This window comes from Thiohalobacter sp. COW1 (genome assembly GCF_016629505.1).
Classification (GTDB): domain Bacteria; phylum Pseudomonadota; class Gammaproteobacteria; order Thiohalobacterales; family Thiohalobacteraceae; genus Thiohalobacter; species Thiohalobacter thiocyanaticus_A.
Map to the genome: position 1 here is coordinate 2422248 of NZ_AP024239.1, position 21500 is coordinate 2443747.

General features: G+C 65.7%; 22 protein-coding genes. 8 read left to right on the forward strand and 14 right to left on the reverse strand.

All coding sequences use genetic code 11. The annotated features are described in order from the left end of the window. Window positions 1-123 precede the first annotated feature (123 nt). From moaA to COW1_RS11375, 6 genes are all read left to right on the forward strand, one after another. Window positions 124-1107, forward strand: a complete 984-nt coding sequence (gene moaA / locus COW1_RS11350) for a GTP 3',8-cyclase MoaA (protein WP_096364374.1) — start codon at window positions 124-126, stop codon at window positions 1105-1107. Window positions 1108-1365: 258 nt separating this feature from the next. Continuing rightward, window positions 1366-2271 carry a pyridoxal 5'-phosphate synthase lyase subunit PdxS gene (gene pdxS / locus COW1_RS11355; protein ID WP_096364372.1) on the forward strand — a complete coding sequence of 302 codons (906 nt, stop codon included), beginning with the start codon at window positions 1366-1368 and terminating at the stop codon, window positions 2269-2271. Next, the gene (pdxT, locus tag COW1_RS11360) at window positions 2261-2824 is read left to right on the forward strand and encodes a pyridoxal 5'-phosphate synthase glutaminase subunit PdxT (protein WP_201344262.1); all 564 of its coding nucleotides are present in this window, start codon (window positions 2261-2263) and stop codon (window positions 2822-2824) included. The genes pdxS and pdxT overlap by 11 nt, the downstream gene beginning before the upstream one ends. Further along, a complete protein-coding gene (locus COW1_RS17135) occupies window positions 2821-3297 on the forward strand; it encodes an SCP2 domain-containing protein (protein ID WP_201344263.1) in 477 nt (158 codons plus the stop codon). The genes pdxT and COW1_RS17135 overlap by 4 nt, the downstream gene beginning before the upstream one ends. Window positions 3298-3429: 132 nt before the next feature. Then, the gene (locus COW1_RS11370) at window positions 3430-3813 is read left to right on the forward strand and encodes a PA2779 family protein (RefSeq protein WP_201344264.1); all 384 of its coding nucleotides are present in this window, start codon (window positions 3430-3432) and stop codon (window positions 3811-3813) included. Continuing rightward, complete coding sequence (locus COW1_RS11375) at window positions 3813-4784, forward strand: PA2778 family cysteine peptidase (RefSeq protein WP_201344265.1); 972 nt, start codon at window positions 3813-3815, stop codon at window positions 4782-4784. The genes COW1_RS11370 and COW1_RS11375 overlap by 1 nt, the downstream gene beginning before the upstream one ends. Before the next feature lie 83 nt (window positions 4785-4867). Here the strand turns inward: COW1_RS11375 and COW1_RS11380 are convergent, their stop codons facing one another. The 4 genes from COW1_RS11380 to COW1_RS11395 are packed head-to-tail and all read right to left on the reverse strand — an operon-like array spanning window position 4868 to window position 8166. Continuing rightward, window positions 4868-5329 (reverse strand): cytochrome c, encoded by a 462-nt coding sequence (locus COW1_RS11380; RefSeq protein ID WP_201344266.1) that lies wholly within the window; start codon window positions 5327-5329, stop codon window positions 4868-4870. Window positions 5330-5341: 12 nt separating this feature from the next. Beyond that, window positions 5342-6241, reverse strand: coding sequence for a U32 family peptidase (locus tag COW1_RS11385; protein WP_201344267.1), 900 nt, complete (start codon window positions 6239-6241; stop codon window positions 5342-5344). A gap of 7 nt (window positions 6242-6248) precedes the next feature. Further along, window positions 6249-7244, reverse strand: coding sequence for a peptidase U32 family protein (locus COW1_RS11390; protein WP_096364360.1), 996 nt, complete (start codon window positions 7242-7244; stop codon window positions 6249-6251). Beyond that, entirely contained in the window at window positions 7219-8166 is a 948-nt protein-coding gene (locus tag COW1_RS11395; protein WP_201344268.1) for a TIGR01212 family radical SAM protein, read from the reverse strand. Before COW1_RS11395 ends, COW1_RS11390 begins: the two co-directional genes overlap by 26 nt. A gap of 346 nt (window positions 8167-8512) precedes the next feature. Between COW1_RS11395 and COW1_RS11400 the strand changes: the two genes are divergently transcribed. Then, the gene (locus tag COW1_RS11400) at window positions 8513-9709 is read left to right on the forward strand and encodes an NnrS family protein (protein ID WP_201344269.1); all 1197 of its coding nucleotides are present in this window, start codon (window positions 8513-8515) and stop codon (window positions 9707-9709) included. Between the two features lie 163 nt (window positions 9710-9872). Here COW1_RS11400 and COW1_RS11405 read toward each other — a convergent pair whose 3' ends face one another. From COW1_RS11405 to COW1_RS11440, 8 genes are all read right to left on the reverse strand, one after another. After that, window positions 9873-11708: a nitric oxide reductase activation protein NorD gene (locus tag COW1_RS11405; protein ID WP_201344270.1), complete on the reverse strand. Its 1836-nt coding sequence runs from the start codon at window positions 11706-11708 to the stop codon at window positions 9873-9875. A 268-nt stretch (window positions 11709-11976) separates the two neighbouring features. Continuing rightward, a complete protein-coding gene (locus COW1_RS11410) occupies window positions 11977-12993 on the reverse strand; it encodes a 4Fe-4S binding protein (protein WP_172844229.1) in 1017 nt (338 codons plus the stop codon). Window positions 12994-13040: 47 nt separating this feature from the next. Beyond that, entirely contained in the window at window positions 13041-13412 is a 372-nt protein-coding gene (locus COW1_RS11415) for a hypothetical protein (RefSeq protein WP_201344271.1), read from the reverse strand. Between the two features lie 244 nt (window positions 13413-13656). Further along, window positions 13657-14472: a CbbQ/NirQ/NorQ/GpvN family protein gene (locus COW1_RS11420; RefSeq protein ID WP_096364352.1), complete on the reverse strand. Its 816-nt coding sequence runs from the start codon at window positions 14470-14472 to the stop codon at window positions 13657-13659. Between the two features lie 33 nt (window positions 14473-14505). Continuing rightward, on the reverse strand, window positions 14506-14769 hold the full coding sequence (locus tag COW1_RS11425) for a cytochrome C oxidase subunit IV family protein (protein WP_096364350.1): 264 nt from the start codon (window positions 14767-14769) through the stop codon (window positions 14506-14508). 10 nt (window positions 14770-14779) lie between these two features. Further along, complete coding sequence (locus COW1_RS11430) at window positions 14780-15409, reverse strand: cytochrome c oxidase subunit 3 family protein (protein ID WP_096367447.1); 630 nt, start codon at window positions 15407-15409, stop codon at window positions 14780-14782. A 36-nt stretch (window positions 15410-15445) separates the two neighbouring features. Next, window positions 15446-16861, reverse strand: a complete 1416-nt coding sequence (locus COW1_RS11435) for a cbb3-type cytochrome c oxidase subunit I (RefSeq protein ID WP_096364347.1) — start codon at window positions 16859-16861, stop codon at window positions 15446-15448. A 20-nt stretch (window positions 16862-16881) separates the two neighbouring features. Then, the gene (locus tag COW1_RS11440; RefSeq protein ID WP_096364345.1) at window positions 16882-17316 is read right to left on the reverse strand and encodes a cytochrome c; all 435 of its coding nucleotides are present in this window, start codon (window positions 17314-17316) and stop codon (window positions 16882-16884) included. A gap of 112 nt (window positions 17317-17428) precedes the next feature. Here COW1_RS11440 and COW1_RS11445 point away from each other — a divergent pair, with 112 nt between their 5' ends. Beyond that, the gene (locus COW1_RS11445) at window positions 17429-18109 is read left to right on the forward strand and encodes a Crp/Fnr family transcriptional regulator (protein WP_201344272.1); all 681 of its coding nucleotides are present in this window, start codon (window positions 17429-17431) and stop codon (window positions 18107-18109) included. A 14-nt stretch (window positions 18110-18123) separates the two neighbouring features. Here COW1_RS11445 and COW1_RS11450 read toward each other — a convergent pair whose 3' ends face one another. Both COW1_RS11450 and COW1_RS11455 read right to left on the reverse strand, forming a co-directional pair. Further along, window positions 18124-19452, reverse strand: coding sequence for an acetyl-CoA carboxylase biotin carboxylase subunit family protein (locus COW1_RS11450; protein ID WP_201344273.1), 1329 nt, complete (start codon window positions 19450-19452; stop codon window positions 18124-18126). A 313-nt stretch (window positions 19453-19765) separates the two neighbouring features. After that, window positions 19766-21352 (reverse strand): nitrite reductase, encoded by a 1587-nt coding sequence (locus COW1_RS11455; protein WP_201344274.1) that lies wholly within the window; start codon window positions 21350-21352, stop codon window positions 19766-19768. Window positions 21353-21500 lie beyond the last annotated feature (148 nt).

A 21500-nucleotide genomic window follows, 5' to 3' on the forward strand; every position in this document is an offset into this window, starting at 1 on the left:
ATCTCCAGACAAAATCCGGTTGCTTTACGAGATTGCCACGCTTCGCTCGCAATGACGGGGTGACCCAAAACCCCACATCCCGCGGCATTGCTGACCGCCGCAACTCCTTCTATAGTCATTCCCATGTCCAATCAGCTCACAGACCGCTTCGGCCGCAATATCGAGTACGTCCGCCTGTCGGTGACGGATCGCTGCGACCTGCGCTGTTTCTATTGCATGCCGAAGGGCTTCCGGGATTTCGAGGAGCCGGCGGAGTGGCTCACCTTCGATGAGATCGAGCGCCTGATCGGCGCCTTTGCCCGTCTGGGCACGCGCCGGGTGCGCCTGACCGGCGGCGAGCCGCTGGTACGGCGCAACCTGCCGGAACTGGCCGGGCGCCTGACCCGGGTCGCCGGCATTGAGGACCTGTCCATGTCGACCAATGCCACCCGGCTGGACAAACACGCCGAGGCGCTGCGCGCCGCCGGCGTATCGCGGATCAATGTCAGCCTGGACACCCTGAAACCGGAGGTGTTCAAGCAGATCACCGGCGGCAAGCTGGAGAAGGTCATGGGCGGCCTGATGGCCGCGAAGGCCGCCGGCTACCATCCCATCAAGATCAACATGGTGGTGATGAAGGGCGTGAACGAGGACGAGGTCGAGGACATGGTCGACTTCTGCATCGAGCACGATTTCACCCTGCGCTTCATCGAGACCATGCCGGTGGGCGATACCGGCCGCGAGGCCAGTGGCCAGTATGTCGACCTGCAGGAGGTCAAGGCGCGCCTGAGTGAGCGCTTCGAACTGCTGCCCGGCGTGATGCCCGGCGGCGGCCCGGCCCGCTATGTCCAGGTCGCCGGCACCGATCTGCGTATCGGCTTCATCACCCCCATCTCCCAGCACTTCTGCGAAACCTGCAACCGCGTGCGCCTGGCCGTGGACGGCACCCTGTACATGTGCCTGGGCCAGGAGCACAGCTATGACTTCAAGCCCCTGCTGCGCAACGGCGCCGGCGAGGCGGAGCTCGAAGCCGCCATCCGCGCGGCCATCGAACTCAAGCCCGAGCGGCACGAATTCCGCGAAAAGCCCGACCAGGTGATCCGGTTCATGTCCATGACCGGCGGATAAACCTTATTACGGCGACATTAACGCAGAGGGCGCAGAGGCGCGGAGACGCAAAGGGAATAAATTATTCAAACACCTTTTGCTTGAACAACCCGGCTTGACGACATCCATCTCAACATTCTTTTCGATATTGGTATTTCTCTGCGCCCTCTGCGTTCCCAGCGCCGAACGTCACCCCCTCCCGCTTGACCAATATCAAACCATTCCCGCCCGCAGCGCCGATAATGGCTGATTGAATCAGTCCATTTACGGGTATATCCGATGACCTGGAACCTGGCCTCACGCTTCGAGGCCGATGACTTTCAACTCAAGCGCGGCCTGGCAGAGATGCTCCGCGGCGGCGTGATCATGGACGTCACCGATGCCGAACAGGCGCGTATCGCCGAGGCCGCCGGCGCGGTGGCAGTGATGGCGCTGGAGCGCATTCCGGCCGACATCCGTCGCGATGGCGGGGTGGCGCGCATGTCCGATCCAGCCCTGATCCAGTCCATCCAGGCGGCGGTGTCCATCCCGGTCATGGCCAAGTGCCGCATCGGCCATTTCGCCGAGGCTCAGATACTGCAGGCCCTGGCGGTGGATTTCATCGACGAAAGCGAAGTGCTCACGCCGGCCGATGAGGAACACCATATCCACAAGTGGGATTACGCCATTCCCTTCGTCTGCGGCGCCACCGACCTGGGCGAGGCGTTGCGCCGCATCGGCGAGGGTGCGGCCATGATCCGCACCAAGGGCGAGGCCGGCAGCGGCAACATCGTCGAGGCGGTACGTCACCAGCGTCGCATCCAGACCCAGATACGTGAACTCACTCAACTCGACCCGGGCCAGCTGATGAGCCGGGCCAAGGCGCTGGGGGCGCCCTACGAACTGATCTGCCAGGTGGCCGAACAGGACGCACTGCCCGTCCCCAACTTCTCCGCCGGCGGCGTGGCCACGCCGGCCGACGCCGCGCTGGTCCGCCAACTGGGGGCAGAAGCGGTCTTCGTCGGCTCCGGCATCTTCCGCTCCGAGGATCCCGCCGCGCGGGCCGCGGCCATCGTCCGCGCCACCACCCACCACCAGGATCCGGCCGTGCTGGCGGCGGTCTCCCGCGGCCTCAAGGGCGCCATGCCCGGGCTGGAGCTCGGCGGACTGCCGGACGCTCAGCGCCTGGCCAAGCGTGGCTGGTAGCCCGCCCATCGGCGTCCTCGCGCTGCAGGGCAATGTGCAGGCGCACGCCCGCATGCTGACACAACTCGGCCGTGCGGCCCGCCCGGTGTTCCGACCCGCCGATCTGGACGGCCTGGCCGGGCTGATCCTGCCCGGCGGCGAGTCCACCACCCTCAGCCAGCTGCTGCAGCACGCGAGCCTGGACCGCGCCATTGCCTGTTTCGCCCAGCGACATCCGCTGCTCGGCACCTGCGCCGGTCTCATCCTCATGTGCACCCATACGAATGACGCCCGCGTCAGCCCGCTGAGACTGCTGACGGCCGAGGTCGATCGCAATCACTACGGCCGCCAGCGCGAGAGCTTCATTGCCAGTCTGGAAGGCGGGCAATTCTCCGGCATGCGCGCGGCTTTCATCCGCGCCCCGGCCATCCATGCCCGCGCGCCTCTGGAGGTGCTGGCAACGCATGCGGGACGGCCGGTGGCGGTACGCCAGGGGCGCCACGTGGGCTGCGCCTTCCATCCCGAACTGGGGCGGGACGCCCGGGTGCACGAATACTGGCTGAGGCTGGCATGAACCGCCCCCCGCTGCCGGTCATCGCCTTGAGCCGACTGCCGCGGCCGCTGTGGACCCGGCCGAGCCTGGCCGTCCTGAACCTGGCCTTCGCCAACGCATTGCGCCGGGGCGAACTCGATTTCATGCAGGGCCGGATGGTGGTCATTGCCCTGGCCGAAACGCCGCTGCGGCTCGCGCTCAGCGGTGACCGGAGGCGACTGGTCAGCCCGGGCTCGCCGCGCCGGCCGGATCTGCTGATCGAGGCCGACCTGGCAACCTATGCCACGCTGCTGCGGCGCGAAACCGACCCCGACACCCTCTTCTTCCAGCGCCGGCTGCGGCTGCGCGGCGACACCGAACTGGGCCTGGAGGTGAAGAACTTCCTGGCCGGCTGGGAACCGGATCCGGCCCTGCAGCGGCTGCTCAGCCTGGCCCGGCACGGCTCGGCCGGCACGGACGATTCCACTGCTCGGCATCGGGGATTTCGGCAATAAACGCCGGGATTGTCTATAGTTATCCCTGCAGCAACGACGATCCATGTCGGGTTTCGTGATCTCGCGCACATCCCGCCGGGAGGTCAGACCCTAGGATACGGAAACAATCTACAACAACCACGGGAGGTCCCCATGCGCCCTCAGCACTGGAAACGCGCCGGCATTCTTGCCCTGATCCTGAATTTCCTTTTCGCCACCTTTCCCGCTGCGGCCCAGACCGGGCTGGTGGGCACCGGGGAGATGCTCGCGGCCGAGGCCCGTGCCCTGCACATGGCCGAGGTCCGGGCCGGCCTGAATCGCGCGGATGTCCGCCAGCAGATGCTGGAACTCGGGGTCGATCCCGCCAAGGTCGAGCAACGGCTGGGTGGCCTGACCGCTGCCGAGCTGCAGCGGCTGGCGGCCAATATGAAGCAGCTGCCCGCCGGCGCCGGCGTCATCGAAGTGGTCGGCATCGTATTCGTGGTCCTGCTCATCCTCGAGCTGCTCGATGTCACGGACATCTTCACCGGCATCTGATGCCGCACCGCCACGTCTGGCTGGCCGCCGCCCTGCTGCTGGCGGGCTGCGCCGGCCAGCCGTCCCTCACTGAACGGCCGGGGCCGACGCCGGTCGAGGTCGAACTCGCCGCGGTCCCCTTTCATCCCCAGCAGGCCTATCAATGCGGCCCCGCCGCACTGGCCACGGTGCTCAACAGCGCCGGGGTGGAGACCGGGCCGGGGGAATTGACGCCGGAAGTCTTTCTGCCGGGCCGGCACGGCAGTCTGCAGGACGAACTGGTGGCCGCGGTGCGGCGCCACGAACGCCTGCCCTATCACCCCGACCCCGACATCGAGGCGCTGATCCGACAGCTGCAGGCCGGCCATCCGGTACTGGTGCTGCAGAACCTGGGCATCGCGGCATTGCCGCGCTGGCACTACGCCGTCGTCATCGGCTACAGCAGCCGCGAGCGCCGCTTCATCCTGCGTTCCGGCACCGAGCGGCGCAAGCTCATGGACCGCGACCTGTTCCTGCGCACCTGGCGCCGTGCCGGGCACTGGGCCCTGGTCGTCCTGCCGCCCGATCACCTGCCCGCCGACCCCGACCCGGACCGCTACCTCCAGGCCGCCGCCGACCTGGAGTCCACCGGCCGGATCGACACCGCCCGTCGGGCCTATGCCACCGCCAGCCGGCACTGGCCGCAGCGCCCCGCGGCCTGGTACGGCCTGGGCAATACGCACTATCTCGCCGGCGAGTATGAGGCAGCGGAAGCGGCCTATCGCCAGGCGCTGGAACTCGATCCCGACAACGCCGCCGCCCACAACAATCTGGCCCGGGCGCTGCTGGCGCAGGGCTGCGCGGATGCCGCCCGGCAGGTGGTTGAGACAGGCCTGCGACTGAAGGGCGTCACGCCCGGCATTCGCGAGGCATTGCAGACGACGCGGAGGGAAATCGGTAGGAATAATCAGTCTGATCAGGAAGAATGCGGACCAGGGATTATCCAGCAATGAATCGAGCAGGCTGCTGTGAATTCATCCGGCATCGCCATAACGGCTAATGTACACTGCGCAGATTGATTGCATCCGCCCCGGACTTATTCCCCCACCTCCAGCCGATAGGTCGCATGGCAGGCGACGCAGTTCTGCATCAACCGGCCCAACTGCTGCAGGCTGTGGGCCGGATCGCCCAGTTGTTCGGCATCCAGCGCCAGCTGGTCGAACTGCTGGTGGGTATCCAGGCCCAGCTGCTTGAAGGCCAGCGGCAGCTTGCCCATGAGCGGGGCGGGCACCTGCTGCTGGGCCGCGCGGCCCGATTTGCGCGCGGCCTGCACCACCGCCTCCATGTCCTCGCGTCCCAGGCCCTCGGTGATCTGCTGGATGCTGTCGACGAAGCCGCGCATCTCGGTCAGGATCAGTGCCCGCTCGCCGGGCGCGAGCACGATGGCGGTGCGGCCATCCGCCGCCGGCCGCACACTGCCCTGCCAGACGAAGACATATGCCATACCCCCGGTCAGCAGCAGCAACAGCACCACCAGTCCCCAGCAGAATCTACCCATCCTTCTCACACCTCACGCTTCACGTCCGACAATCATTTCCATCCCGGGCCCGCCCCGATAGAAACCGTTGCACAGGCCGATCGGCGCCAGCTGCGCCAGCCGCCGGCGGGCCTCGGCGGCGTCCAGATCGCCCCGCCGGGCCCGGTCGAACAGGCCGATCACCTCGCCCATGCCCTGTGCCTGGGGTATCAACCGCAACACATCCACGTCCAGGGCCTCCAGCGCGGGCAGTTCGCCGATCAGACACTGACTCAAGGCCGACTGGGTCTGGATACCGTTGAGGTTGAGAAAGGGCTCCCCTTCCCGGGTCTTGAGCAGCAGACCGTCGGGATAGTCCCGGCAGCGGAACTGGCAGTCATCCTTGGGCAGGCCATGGGCGCGGGCGGTGAAGCAGCGGGCGGCGTGCGCCAGCGGCAGCCTGCCCCAGGCCAGCACCTCGGTCTCGACCCCGGCCGGGCGCAGTCGCTGCAGATCGGCCAGGGCCTGGTGATCCAGTTCCACCGGCAGCACCCAGCGCCGCAGCCCCAGCCGGGCCAGCCGCGACAGGGCCAGATGATTGTAGACATTGATCCCGGTGCCGGCCACGAAGTCGCGGCCCTGCAGCAGCTGGATGGCGGCCATGTCATTGGCCTCGACCATGAAGGGGGTATCGGCACACAGCCGGCGCAGCGCGCCGAGCTCGGACTCGGCCTCGATCAGGGTCAGGGTGGACAGCACCACCTGCTTGCCCGCCGCCGCCAGGCCTTCGCCCAGCATCAGCCAGTCTTCGAGGGCAAGCTGGCGACGCTTGGCGCACACGGTCTCGCCCAGGTAGATGATCTCGGCCGGGGCCTGTGCCATCTCCTCGTAGAAGCGCAGGACCTCGTTGCGCGGCCAGAAATAGGGGACGGGACCCAGCGCGAGCTTCAGCATGCCGACCTCACTGCCAGGGCCGGTGGTAGGCACCGGGGGTGGTGCGCGCCCCCTCGGCCACCTCGTCGAGGGCGGCCATCCATTCCGGACGCGGCCGGTAGCCGGCCGGGTCGCGCCGGCAGGCATCGATGGCCTCGCGCCAGACCCGGCTGATCCGGGCCACATAGGCCGGGCTGCGCTGACGGCCCTCGAGTTTCACCGCCGCCACGCCGGCGCCGAGCAGGCGCGGCAGCAGGTCCAGGGTATTGAGGCTGGTGGGGGACTCGATGGCATAGCCGACCCGGCCGCAGACATCGAAGCGCCCCTTGCACAGGGTCGGGTAGCCGGCCTGTTCCTCGGGCAGGAAGCGGTCGATCAGGATGCCGTTGAGACGGGTATGCAGCCCGTCGGCCTGCTCCTGCCAGTCCACGAAGCGGGCCGGCGAACAGGCGCCGCAGGTATTGGGCGACTCGCCGGTGACGTAGGAGGACAGATAGCAGCGGCCCTCGACCATCACGCACAGGCTGCCGAAGCCGAACACCTCGATTTCCACCGGACTCTTCTCCACCAGTGTCTCGACCTGGCGCAGCGACAGCACCCGCGGCAGGACGGCACGGCGTACGCCGAACTGTTCATGATAGAAGCGCAGCGCCTCGACACTGGTCGCCGAGGCCTGTACCGACAGGTGCAGCCGTTGTTCGGGATAGCGCTGCGTGGCGTACTCCAGTACCCCCATGTCGGCGATGATCAGCGCATCCACCCCCAGCGCCACCGCGCGATCCACGGCCTGCTGCCAGCGCATCCAGCCGTCCGGGCGGGCATAGGTGTTGATCGCCAGCAGCACCTGGCGGCCGCGGGCATGGGCATAATCCACCCCCTCGCGCAGCTGTTCATGGCTGAAATTCAGACCGGCGAAGTGGCGGGCGTTGGTGTCGTCGCGAAAACCCAGGTAGACGGCATCGGCGCCGGCATCCACGGCCGCCTTGAGCGAGGGCAGGTTACCCGCCGGACAGACCAGTTCCATGTTCCACCTCATCAGATATTGCCGGGACCCGGCAGCGGTCTGCCAGGGCGGCTTCGATGGCATTGAGGACCCGCCACTTGCGCGCACACCAGTCCGGCGCCAGCAGGATGCGCGTTGCGGCCGTGGCGGTGACCCGGTGATAAACCACCTCGGGCGGGGTGACCCTGATCAGGTCGGCGGCAATGTCCACGTATTCGGCCTGCGTCAGCGGCCGGTATTCGCCGCGGCGCCATTCGTTGGCCAGCCGCGTGCCCTTGACCACGTGCAGCGGATGCAGCTTGAGCCCGTCCACGCCGAGCGCCAGTACCCGCAGCAGGCTCTGGCGCGCATGCCAGCGCGCTTCGCCGGGCAGCCCGATGATCAGATGGGTGCAGACCGCCAGGCCGCGACTGCGGGCGGCCCGCAGGGTGGCGGCGTATTCGGCCCAGCCATGGCCGCGATTGACCCGCTCCAGGGTGGTGTCGAAGGCCGACTGCAGGCCCAGTTCCAGCCAGACTTCATGCCCCTGGTCGCGGTAGTCCGCCAGCAGATCCAATACGGCGTCGGGGACGCAGTCCGGTCGGGTACCGATGGCCAGGCCGATCACGTCCGGCTCGGCCAGGGCCTCGTCATACAGGGCCTTCAGACGTTCGAGTTCGCCGTAGGTATTGGTATAGGCCTGGAAATAGGCAATATATTTGCGCGCCCCGGTGCGGCGACGGATCACCCGCCGGCCGGAGGCGATCTGCTCGCGCACCGCGGCGCGTTCCCGCGCCATGGGCGCGAAGGAGGCGTTGTTGCAGAAACTGCAGCCGCCGATCCCCTTGCTGCCGTCGCGGTTGGGGCAGGTGAAACCGGCGTGCAGGCTGAGCTTGTGCACCCGCTCGCCGTGGCGGCGCAGCAGATCCCGGCCCAGGGTGTTGACGTAATCGGACAGTGCCATGGCGCCTCTTCCAGTGAAGCGGCAGGATGGCACAGCCCCGGGGCGGCCGGCTTGATCAAAGTCAATGCCGGCTGGCCCGGCCCGGGGCATGCTGATCCGCGTCCAGAGGCATATCGTGCCATGGTCACCTCGCTATGGTGTCGTCACGACACCTTGATGCCGGCGCAACTGTCGGCATCGGCAATGTTGCCGGGGGCGGGATCTCCCCATCCCGCCCCTTTTTTTCCTTCTGCCCTGCCAACATCCCGCGCAGAACGCGTGGTCGCCCTTGACCCACATCAAGGTCGCGGCCAGACTCGATACCGCAGGATGGCGCTCAGGTAATATTGCCCGCAAGGACACCCCGATGGCATTGACGCAGCTTCACGATCACAGCCGCGACACCCGGCAGCCCGTCTACGCCCCCTTCGCGCTGGGCTTTCGCCCCTTCTTTCTCGCCGCGGGCCTGGCCGGACTGGCCCTGATGGCGCTGTGGCTCGGCATCTGGACCGGTGTCCTGACACCTGCGCCCTACTTCGATGTTATCAACTGGCATGCGCACGAGATGCTGTTCGGCTACACCGCCGCCGTGATCGCCGGCTTCCTGCTGACCGCGGTGCGCAACTGGAGCGGGGTGGACACCCTAAACGGCGCTCCGCTGGCGGCCCTGGCCGGACTGTGGCTGCTGGGCAGGACCCTGTTCTTCGTTCCCGCCCTGCCCGCCTGGACCATCGCCGCCGTGGATCTCGTCTTTCTGCCGGCCCTGGCCCTGAGCCTGGCCGGCCCCATCTTTGCCAGCCCCAACAAGGCCAACCGGGTACTGCTGCTACTGCTCGGAGTGATGTTCACCGCCAACGCCCTGATGCACCTCCAGGCCCTGGGCCTGACCGCGGCCACGGCCCGGCCGGGCATACTGCTGATGCTCGATACCGTATTGCTGCTGATCCTGATGATCACCGGCCGGGTGCTGCCCTTTTTCACCGAAGCGGTGCTGGCCTGCAGCGAGTGCCGGCGCAGCCGCCTGATCGAACTGGCCACCTTCGCCACCCTGCTCGGCATGCTGGCGGCCGACGTGGGCGGCTGGCCCCGGGCCGCAGGGTTGATGGCACTCGCGGCCGCCCTGGTGCAGCTGGTACGGGTCGCCGGCTGGATCAAACCGGGGATCGGCTCGCTGCCGATCCTGCTGGTGCTGTACGTCGCCTATGCCTGGGTCGTCGTCGGTCTGCTGCTCAAGGGCCTGGCCGATCTCGGACTGCTGGCGCCCAACCTGGCGCTGCATGCGCTGACCATCGGCGTGATCGGCGGCTTCACCCTGGGCATGATGGCACGCGTCGCCCTGGGCCACACCGGCCGCATGATGCAGTCGGCCCGGCTGACCAACCTGGGCTTCGTCCTGCTCAATCTTGGCGCCCTGGTGCGGATCTTCCCGCCCCTGCTGCTGCCGGAGCAGTACAGCCTGTGGGTGGTGCTGTCGGGTCTGCTGTGGATCGGCGCCTTCGCCGCCTTCGTGTGGGTCTATGCCCCGGTGCTGGTGCGGGCGCGGGTGGACGGCAAGCCGGGGTGATCAGGACTTTCAAGGGCGCCACGGAATACACGGAAAGCACGGACGATTTAATGCATACAAGGCAACGTAGGTCGGGTTAGCGTAGCGTAACCCGACACCAGACGCAGAATGTCGGGTTACGCCCTGCCGGGCTAACCCGACCTACACTACATCCTTCCCCTGATCAGGCGCCGGTCAGCCGCGAATAGAGCATCGGCAGGGTGCGCGGCAGCTGCGCCGGCCGGTGGATGACGGCATAGCCGCGCCGGCCGAACAGGTAGGGCAGGTAGTCGTTGCCCCTGGAATCGATGGTCACGCAGAAGGGCTGCAGGCCCTGCGACCGGGCTTCGATGATGGCCTTGCGGGTGTCCTCGATACCATAGCGGCCCTCGTAACGGTCCAGGTCGTTGGGCTTGCCATCGGTCAGCAGCAGCAGCAGTTTGGTCTCGGTGGCCTGGCGCTCCAGTTCCCGGGTGGCATAGCGGATGGCCGCGCCCATGCGGGTGTAGTAGCCGGGCTTGATGGCCTGGATCCGGGCCCGGGTGCGACCGTCGTAGCGACTCCCGAAATCCTTGAGCTGATGCACCCGCACCGGATCGCGTTTGCGCGAGGAGAAGCCGTACAGGGCAAAGGGGTCACCGACCGAGCTCAGGGTCTCGGCAAACAGGAACAGGGCGTCGCGGATCACGTCGATCACCCGCATGTCGTTATCGATCCAGGTATCGGTCGACAGCGACAGGTCCGCCATCAGCAGGCAGGACAGGTCGCGGCGATTCTGGCGCAGATCCCGGAACAGGCCATCGGCATGGGCCTGGATGCCGGCCCGGCGGTCACCGGCATAGCGCAGGTAGGCATCGAGATCGATCTCGGAACCGTCGGGCTGGGCCCGCAGCCACTGCCGGCCCGGCGTGAGCAGGGAGAACTGGTTGCGCAGCCGCCGCGCGGTCGGCCGCAGGTGTTCGGGCAGTTCGATCGGCACCGCATCGAGCGCGCTCATCAGGCTGATCCGGCAATGGTCCGGGACCAGCACACCCTTGCGATGATCCCACTCCGGCAGCAGCAGGCCGTCGTTCAGTACGCTGTCGTCATTGGCCTCGGCGGGCAGATCGAGATCGAATTTCAGCCGTCCCCTGGCCGGTTTGTCGTCACGGCTCACGGACAGGGTGTCCATGTCGCGGGCGGCGTCGGCCGCCTGGTCCAGATCCTCCTCGTCATCGGTGCTGCGATCGACCTTGACGTACTCGCTCCAGCTGAAGATGTTCTCCATGCGGATGGTGACCAGGCCGCGGTCCTCCTGCGGCTTATCCACCCGCTCGGCGCGGCGCCGGCCCTCGTTCTCCAACTCCTTCTGGCCGCCCTCGTGGGCATTGTTCCCCTCGCCCGGGTCGGCTGCGGTCGCGGCGGCGACCAGTGGTGGCGATGGGTGCAGCCACAGGGGCACCGGCCAGGGTTCACGGCGCGCCGCCGGAAAGGTGCCGACCGCGCCCGGTTCGCGCAGGGCCTGCTGCAGGAGCCGTTCCTGCTCCGCCTCGGCAGCAGGCAGACGCCCGGGATCCGGCCGCTGCGCCAGATGGGCCTCGAGCAGACGCCGGTAGCGGGGGCGCAGGCCCGGAAAACGCTGCAGGGCCACCCGGCACAGCTGCTGGTTGCGCAGCACCCAGTGACTGGCGAGGTCATGCGGGGTGGCCGCCAGCGCGGCCAGCCAGAAATACAGGTCGCGGTTCAACGCCGGCGTATCGAACCAGTCGATGGCCGGCGGCAGGCGCAGGGCCTGTTCGTCGCGCCAGGCCAGGCGCACCTTGCGCTGGCTGCCCGCCACCCGCTGCAGCAGGCTGCGCCGGCCGCGGTAATCGGTGGCCTCGGCCGGCTGCACCTGCAGGCCGCCGTCGCCGCCCAGGGCGCGGAAGAACACACCAATCGGCGTGGCGACCTCGTCCAGGGTCACCGTCGCCTGCGGATGAGAGCGCTGCGCGGCCCGGGTGATCAGCCGGTGCCAGAGCTGGCCGACATGTTCTTCCATCAATGGGCTCCGATGCGTGTATGGCTACAAGTCTGGTCCGGACCGGTTGCAACCGCCTTGATGTGTCTTAAATGCAAAGAAACATCTGATTTATTCGTCATTGCGAGCGAAGCGTGGCAATCTCGTAATGCAGGACCAGTCGGTTGGAGATTGCCACGCTTCTCCCATAGAATCCCTTCGGGTTTCATGATGGGTACCCCACCCTTCGGGTCTGGGCATCGCAATGACGGGTATTTTGTAATTAATCAGAAGTTCCTTAACCATCAATTCAGCCTCCGCAGGCCCCGGAGCCGCAGCAGCTGTCGGTTTCCATCCGCCCGGGGGCAGGTGCCGGGGGCCTTGTTTTAGGCTGCGCCGGCCGGCCCGTGACCACCTGCAGGGCCGCCTCGTCACTCACCCATTGCAGCAGCGAGGGCTGGCCCTTCGGCGCCTGCACCTGGGTGCAGGCGGAGATGCACTCGGCGCACTGGGTGCAGGTGAACATCTTGCGCTTCAGTGTGCGCGGGTTCAGTCGCATGGGACAGGCGTTGTCGCAGGCGTTGTTGCAGTCCTGGCAGCTCTTCGCGCGGCGGGTATCGAAGCCGACCACCATGGCCTTGTTATTGCCCATCCAGGCCAGGCTCTGGAACAGGCCGACGGCACAGCCGAAGCGGCAGAACAGGTGTCGGGCGAAGATGAATTCGATGCTGAACGCGGTGGTGGCCGCGGTCAGGAAGATAAACTGGCTGCGGGTCAACTCCGCATGCAGCAGGTTGTGATAGATCTCCTGCGGCGGCAGCAGGTAGGTCAGCAGGGTCAGGGCCCAGATGAAGGCGAAGGCCACGGCCGTGACCAGGGTCGGCGGCCAGTAGCGGCTGTTCGGGCTGATCCGGGTGCCGTTGGGCAGCCACTCCGGCAGTTTGCGCTTCTCGTACAGATTGGGCCTGCCGCTGGCCCGGCGCATCAGGCCGTTGACCAGTTCCACCACCGAATAGTGCGGGCACAGCCAGCCGCAGTACAGCCGACCCCAGCGCCAGGCGATCCAGATGAACAGGGCCGCGCCGCCGAACAGCGGCAGGAAGCCGCGCAGAAACATATTGAGCACGGCCTCGCCCGGGCCGATCAGGCCCTCACGGAACTCGGCGATGCCCAGGGTCCAGGGCTGGCCGAAGAGGATGAAATGGCCCAGGGTCAGGTCGAAGCGGAAGATGTCCAGCGGCGGCGCCAGGATGAACAGCACGAAGAAGCCGACCTGGGTCAGGGCCCGGCGGCGCTGGTAGTTCGTTCTGGGCAGTAACGGTTTCATGTCAGGTCAGTCGCAACTCTCACAAGTCCTCGCGGGCAGATGGCATGTCAACGGAACGGCCACCCCACCAGCGGATAGCGCCATGCCTTGCCGGACAGGGCCCGCGCCAGGCCCAGTACGCCCAGCAGCACCAGGGTGGCGTGCATGCAGACCAGGTAGATGATGCCCACCACCCAGGTGATCATGCCCTCGATATCCCCGAGCAGCACAATGGCGCCGCCGACCCCGATCAGCAGCACCCCGGCCCAGCAGCTGGCGGCAAAGGCCTGTTCCAGGTGGTTGCGGGCCAACTGCCCGGCCCGACCGCGGCGCAGGAACAGCACCGCCAGGATCAGGAAGGCCAGTCCCGGCACCAGCAGCAGGTTCACCAGGTACAGGGCCTCGGCGGCGATGGCCAGGCGCTGGCCGCCCTCAGCCATGGTTTCTGTCCGGCCGGGTGATATCAACGCAGAGGCGCGGAGACGCAAAGAACATCAATGATGTGTTGTTCGCATTCGGCATGTTTCGGCCTCGCCAGACAATCATGTAGGTCGGGTTAGCCCACAGGGCGTAACCCGACGTCCTCCGCAGCCCTGTCGGGTTACGCTGCGCTAACCCGACCTACACCAATCATTCTCTGCGTCTCCGCGTCTCCGCGCCCTCTGCGTTATTCACCGCCAGACCTCACCGGGGCAGACTCGCGTCCACCACCTCCATCAGGGCGGTGATGGTGTCCTCGTCGTCGCTCAGCGGCTCGACCAGGGCGGCACGGCAGGCCGCGCGCACATCGAAGCCGCCCTGCATCAGGGTGGCGGCATAGACCAGCAATCGGGTCGAGGCAGCCTCCTCCAGGTCATGGTCCTTGAGCGCACGCAGGGCGCCGGCCAGGCGCACCAGCAGACCGGCGTCCTTGCTGTCGATGCCGGTCTCGCCCTGGATCACGGCCTGCTCCGCCTCCGGCGCGGGAAAATCGAAACTGGCCGCCACGAAGCGCTGGCGGGTACTGGGCTTCATGCCTTTCAACAGGTTCTGGTAGCCGGGGTTGTAGGAGACCACCAGCATGAACTCCGGCGGCGCCTGCAGGGTCTCGCCAGTGCGTTCGATGGGCAGGATGCGGCGATCGTCGGTCAGCGGGTGCAGCACCACCGTGGTGTCCTTGCGCGCCTCGACCACCTCGTCGAGATAACAGATGGCTCCCTCGCGCACGGCGCGGGTGAGCGGCCCGTCGCTCCAGAAGGTGCCGCCATCACCGATCAGGTGGCGCCCGACCAGGTCGGCGGCAGTCAGATCGTCATGGCAGGCCACGGTATAGACCGGCCGACCCAGGCGCGCCGCCATGTAGTGCACGAAGCGGGTCTTGCCGCAGCCGGTCGGTCCCTTGATCAGCATGGGCAGACGGTGGCGGTAGGCATGCTCGAACAGGGCGACCTCGTTGCCCTGGGGCAGGTAGAAGGGCAGGCCGTCATCGGTGGAGATGTTGGCGGCGACTTGTGTGTCCATTGGTATTACCTCGGCTTGGTTTTATCGTGAATTTCAGCGTGCGGCCAACACGAAGGCCAGCGCGATCAGCCCGCCCGGGAGCAGCAGCCACAGGGCGATCACCCAGCGCCAGAGACCGCGCACCCGTCTCAGCCCCATGAAGAAATCGCCGACCAGGTGACCCTTGACCAGGGCCACGGCCAGGAGCCCCAGCGAGACAGCCGGGCCGTTCAACCCTTCCTGGCCGACACCCCAGGTCAGCAGGGTCAGGGCCACCAGCAGCAGCCACACCAGGGTCTCGGGGCGGATTGCGCTCATATCGCTGTCCTCACATCACATAGACCAGCGGGAACAGGATCAGCCAGACCAGATCCACCATGTGCCAGTAGGAGGCCCCGGTTTCCACGCCGGTATGCTCCCCGCGGCCGTAATGGCCCTGTGCGGCCTTCACCGCCACCGCGGCCAGGATCACCATGCCCATGACCACGTGCAGGAAGTGAAAGAAGGTCAGGGACAGATAGAAGGTGTAGAAGGTGTTGGTCGACAGCCGCACCCCTTCAGCGAACAGGTGCGCATACTCGAGCGATTTCACGCCCAGGAAGAGCCCGCCCAGCACCAGGGCACCGATCAGCCAGCGGATACAGCCGCCGGCATCGCCAATCCGGATCCGACCCACGGCCCGCACCACGAAATAGCTGCTGGTGATGAGCGCCAGGGTGTTGATCAGCGCCAGGTTCGTGTCCAGGGTCTGCTGATAGGCGACGAACAACTCCAGTTCCCCCATCCGGGCGAAGGCGTAGGCGGCGAAGAAGATCGCGAACACCGCCAGTTCGGCCAGGATGAAGATCCAGATCGCCAGATCACCCGGAGGCCAGGTCGTCCGCTCCGGCGCCTCACCGACGGCACTTCCCTGTGCCTGTTCGTCCGGAAGTACAACCCTGCCCGGTCTTCCGATCATGGCCTGTACTGCGGCATTCACCTGCGCCTCCCCACCTCAGGCCTCAGCCGGTGTCACGGCCGGCAGCGGCTTGGCGCTGGCATCGGGCTCACGCTGGCCGACAAAGAAGTGAGCGACGTACAGAATCAGCCCGATGAAGAAGACCACGCCGGCCACCTCACGCATCCAGTAGAAGAGCTCGATCTTCTCCTGTACCACCATGAAGGGCAGCGGATCGCTGCTGTAGCGCTGCAGCCAGACCTGCAGGATGCCGGCCCCGGTCAGGAACAGGGTGATGAACACCATGGACACGGTCATCAACCAGAAGGACCACATCTCCACCACCTGCGAGCGGTTGCTGTTGGCCGTCTCGCGGCCGCGCAGCAGGGGCATGGCGTAGGAGATGATGGTGAGCACGATCATCACATAGGCGCCATAGAAGGCCATGTGGCCGTGCGCCGCGGTGATCTGCGAGCCGTGGGTGTAGTAGTTCACCGGCGCCAGGGTATGCAGGAAGCCCCACACGCCCGCCCCGAGGAAGGCCATCACGCCCGTGCCCAGCGCCCACAGCATGGCCGCCTTGTTGGGATGGTTGCGGCGGCGGCGGTTGACCATGTTGAAGGCGAACACCGTCATCATGAAGAAGGGCAGCGGCTCCAGGGCCGAGAAGATCGAGCCCCACCACTGCCAGTACTCGGGCGTGCCGATCCAGAAGTAATGGTGGCCGGTGCCGATGATGCCGGTGATCAGGGCCATGGCGATGATGACATAGAGCCACTTCTCGATCACCTCGCGGTCCACGCCGGTGAGCTTGATCAGCACGAAGGCCAGGATCGCCCCCATGATCAACTCCCAAACGCCCTCGACCCACAGGTGCACCACCCACCACCAGTAGAACTTGTCCTTGACCAGGTTCTCCGGATTGTAGAAGGCGAACAGGAACAGTACCGCCAGACCGACCAGCCCGATCAGCAGCACCAGGCTGACCACCGTCTTGCGGCCCTTGAGGATGGTCATGCCGATGTTGTAGAGGAAGGCCAGGGCCACCACGACGATGCCGATCTTGGTGATGGTGGGCTGCTCCAGGAACTCGCGGCCCATGGTCGGCCAGAGGTGATTGCCGGTCATCTGGGCCAGGCTGGCATAGGGCACCAGCAGGTAGCCCAGCACGGTCAGGGCCCCGGCGACCAGGAACACCCAGAACATCAGGATCGCCAGCCCCGGGCTGTGCAGCTCGGTCTCGGCCTCCTCGGGGACCAGGTAATAGGACGCCCCCATGAAGCCGAACAACAGCCAGACGATCAGCAGGTTGGTGTGGACCATGCGGGCCACGTTGAAGGGGATCTCGGGAAACAGAAAGTCTCCCACCACGTACTGCAGCCCCAGGATCAGACCGAACAGGATCTGCCCGACGAACAGGCCAATGGCCGCGATGAAGTAGGGCTTGGCAACGGCTTGTGATTTGTATTGCATGGCTCGGCTCTCCTACCTGATTAACCTTGGATATTCGGGGGCCAGTTGGCGGTGTTGATTTCCGAGGTGTACTTCAGAAATTCCGCCACCGCCTCCAGTTCTTCCTCGCTGAGGTTGAACTGGGGCATGCTGCGCCGGCCCGGGATTCCGTCCGCGGGGCGGCTGGCGATGAAGGCCTTGATGGCCTCCTTGCTCTCGCCGAAGCGCTTGTACACATTGCCCAGTTCGGGGGCGTAATAGGCCCCTTCGCCCAGCAGGGTGTGGCAGCCCAGGCAGTTGTTTTCCTCCCAGACCGCTTTACCCAGCGCCACCTTCTCGGTAAGGTTCTGTCGGTTATCCCGCTCAGGCAGGGCCTGACTGGTATCGAAGGTGAGCGCCAGAAACAGCAGGATGAAGAACACGCTGCCACCATAGAAGATGTTGCGCGCCATCGCCTTGGTGAAGACTTGTGACATTGAACTGGCCTCCTGGTTGGTCGATCCTGAGCAAATTAGACGGTTATTTCAGATTGAGAACATTGACATTCATCAAGCAACACTACCTTAAAGTGGCAAAGGAAATACAGGTTTGAGCGAGGAACTCAAGCAACATCTGTCCCGGCACCTGCTGTTCGCCCGCCTGACGCCGGCCCAGCTGGACCGGGCCGCCCAGCGCGCCCGCCTGCTCCGGCTGGATGAGGGCCAGCCCCTGTTCGCCCAGGGCGATCCGGCCGACCGCTTTTTTTATGTGGTTTCCGGTCAGATCAAGCTCTCCCGACTCTCCCCCGAGGGCAACGAGAAGGTCATCGACATCGTCAGCGCCGGCAACACCTTCGCCGAGGCCCTGATGTTCCTGGAAGGGCCGGCCTATCCGGTCAACGCCACCGCCCTGGGGCCCTGCGAACTGGTCTCCATCGACTCGCGCGACTTCGCCGCCATGCTGCGCGACTCCATCGACACCTGCTTCCTGCTCATGGGTGACATGAGCCAGCGCCTGCGCGGCCTGATCGCCGAGATCGACAACCTCAGCCTGCAGAGCGGCACCTGCCGGGTGGCCAGCTATCTGCTGAAGATGGCCCCCGAGGACCAGGATGAATTCCGGCTGGACATCCCCAAAGGGGTGATGGCCTCGCGCTTGTCGGTCAAGCCCGAGACCTTCTCGCGCATCCTGCGCAATCTGCAGGACAGCGGCATCCTGAGCATCAGGGGCGCCCAGGTCACCATCCACGACCGGGATGCGCTGGAGGATCGGGCCGAGGGCCTGACCTGAGTCCCCGTCGGATCTCACTGCACAGCGATTCCGGGGACTGCCGGCACCTCATCCTCATCCGCACCCACTGGCGCGAACTCGAAATGCAGCGCCTCCAGGATCCGGTTGAACTTCTCCAGCAGTTCCTTCTGGTTCCCCGCCCCGGTGTGGATGTGGGCGATGTCGTAGCTGTAACTGTCCTGCTCGATCAACTCGGACAGGCGCATGCCCGGTTTTATCTTCAGCTCGATCAGGGTGCCCGGAAAGCGTTGGCGGATCTGCTCGAGCTCATTCCCGTCCGGCACATGGGTCGCGATACCGTCCTCGAACACCCGCACATGGAATTTGGCGGCACAGCCGTAACGGCCCTCGCGGACGGGAAAATCCGGGGGCTGCCCGAGCGCCAGTTCGGCCATGATCTGTAAATTGGAGGCCCCATCCACCTTTTCGAACATGTCGCTGTGCGACTGCGACAGCCGTGGATTGATCTCCAGCAACACCAGTTTCTCCGTTTTCGGCTGGTAGAAGTATTCGACATTGTAGGTGGCATTGTCGTAGCCGATGTGCTGCATCAGTTCCCGCGTCGCCTCGACGGCACGATCCTTGACCCGCCGCGGCAACCGCGAGGGATACTGGTAACGCAGAAAGGAGGATGACTGCGGATAGTTGATGGAATCGATGATGCCGTGATGGTGCACCTCGCCGTCATGCACATAGCCCTCGACCGTGCACTGGCGGCCGGGGACCAACTCCTCGACGATGCAGTGATGACCCTTTACGGGCACGATCTCCTCCGGCAGCCGGGCATGCGAAAGGATGTGATCGAAGGGCTCGGCGATGCGATGGATCTCGCGGCGGATGGCCGCGATGCTGTTGCGCAGGTCCTCGCGGTTCCTGACCCTGAATGCCAGCAGCGAGTCCGTGCCCTTGACCGGCTTGATCCAGAACGGATACGGCAGCTCGATGTTATTGATCTCGTCGTCGCTGAAGGGGTCCACCTGGGTGAAACCCGGGGTGAATTCCGGAATCGCGCGGCACTGCTCCAGCCGGCTCCAGTACTTGTGCTCGCAACGCAGCACGCTCTCCAGCGTGGGCGTGGTCAGGCCGTGACGCCGGCACAGGATGGCGGTCATGGCGGTCACAGGGAAATCCCAGTAGCCGACAATGGCATCGATGCTGCCGTCGAAGGCCGCCAGCCGCTGCTCGGCCAGCGCCAGGCAGTCCTCGACGGGGTAATAGCCGCCGCCCTTGACCTCGTCGAAGCTCAGCAGTTCGTGGATGCGATGGTCGACGCCGAGATTCAGCCGGCGCACCTTTTCCATATTGAAGGGGTCGGCGCCGACGACGAAGATGTTACTGCTCATACCTCCTCCCGCGTCATTGCCTCGAATATAGCCGGGGCTGGCGGGATGTCGAGGGCGGACTGTGCGTCAGGAAATCAACACCCTGGCGAATTGCGCCGCGGCTGATTCGGATCAACCGGGAGGCGCAAAGCTCCCGCAGGTTGGGCTGAACAACGTGAAGCCCAAGCTACTGCCTGCCTTTCAGGTAGGTCGGGTTAGCGCAGCGTAACCCGACATGGATGGCTGTCTATGTCGGATTACGCACTGCGTGCTAATCCGCCCTACGGGCTGCGATCCGACCTGTCTCTTGTATCTGTTGGACAAGGCTCAACTCTCAATGACTGGTCCCGGCGGAGCGACTGATCTTGTTGTGGACGTTGTACTTGCCCGAGGGCTTGACCATGGGCAGGCGTTTGACCTCCTCGAAGGTCTCGGCGTCATAGACAATCACTGCCCCGTCCATGTCCCAGATACTGAGCAGGGCATGTTCGCCGCTGCGATCGAACTCCACATGTGCGGCCGTCTTGCCTGGCACCGGCTGCAACGTCTTCACGATCTCCAGGGTGCGCTTGTCGATGATGTGCACCTTGTCCCGGTTCGGGCCGAAGAAGGCATCCACCCAGGCGTAGGGCGTGTTCTCGTGACTGCGCATGAAGAAGCCGGGGCCGTCGGTCCTGATCCGCTTGATGGTCTTCCAGTTCTGCATATCGATGACGCTGACCTCGCCTTTCTTCAGATGCGGCGTGGCCAGCACGGGGCGGCCCTCGTATTCCCAGGTGATGCCCGAGCCCAGATGCGGCAGGCCGTCCAGCTCCAGCTCGGCGATCTTTCTGCCCACATCGAGATGCACCACCTGGCCGTTGCTGGCGTTGCGGGCCGCGCCGATCAGGTGGGTATAGCTCTGATCGAAGAAGAAGTCGTCGAGGTAATCGTCCAGCCTGATGCGCCGCACCGGGAAGGGGCCGCGGTCGACCGCGCCCTCCTCCATGCGGTAATCGTGCATCAGGCCCTTGTACACCGGCAGCGGATTGTCGGCATAGCGGATCTCCCAGACCTCGGGGATATCCTTGAGCGCGGCGATGAAGCTCTGCCGCGGCGGGGCGTCGTAGACCGCACTCACCCGCGAGCCGTTGCCGTGATCGTCGGCCACCTCGAAGACCCTGAGCAGACGCAGGTCACGGGCATCCAGCAGCACCAGGGTATTCGGCAGGTAATTGGCCACCATCACATAGCGGCCGTCCCCGGACACGGCCAGGTTGCGGGTATTGATGCCGGCCCGCACCTCGGCCACGTACTGCAGGCTGTACATGTCGAACTTGGCGATCCAGCCATTGCGCGAGGCGAAATAGACGAAGCGCCCGTCCGGTGAATACTTGGGCCCGCCGTGCAGGGCGTAGCGGGTGGGCACGCGCTTCAATACCTCGAAGCTGTCGCCATCGAGGATACTGGCATGATGATCACCCAGCTCCACCACCACGAACATGTTGAGCGGGTCGGCCTCGTGCACAGGCCCGGCCGGCAGCGCATCCCGTTGCACCCGCAGCCGGTGCGTGGCCTCGATGTCCGGCTCAGCCCACGCCGGTGTAGTCGCCGGCGGCGTGAAGATGTGGTCGACCAGGACCTGGATATCGGTCGTCGACAGCTTGTCGCCGTAAGCCGGCATCTGCGTCGCCGGCCGCCCCTGCGCTATCACGCCCACCGCCTGTTCGGGCTCGAGCCGCCGCATCACATCGGGCAGCAGCGCCGGCCCCATGCCGCCGAGGCGGTTGTCGCCGTGGCACTCGGCGCAGTGCTGCTGATAGAGCTGCCTTGCGGCGGGTTCCGCTGCGAGGACGGCCGGCGGCAGCAGTGACAGCAGCCACAACAAGCAGAAGCGGAGAATGGCAACGGATGAACGCGGATGAACATGGATGAAATTCATTTCTGCAATCCACCAAGACCGGCATTGCCGTCAATGCTGTGCTTATCCCGGCTCGCTGTCACGGCTACACAGCGTCATCCCCGCGCAGGCGGGGATCCAGTAGCCGCGGCGGTATATGGATTCCCGCCTGCGCGGGAATGACGGTACT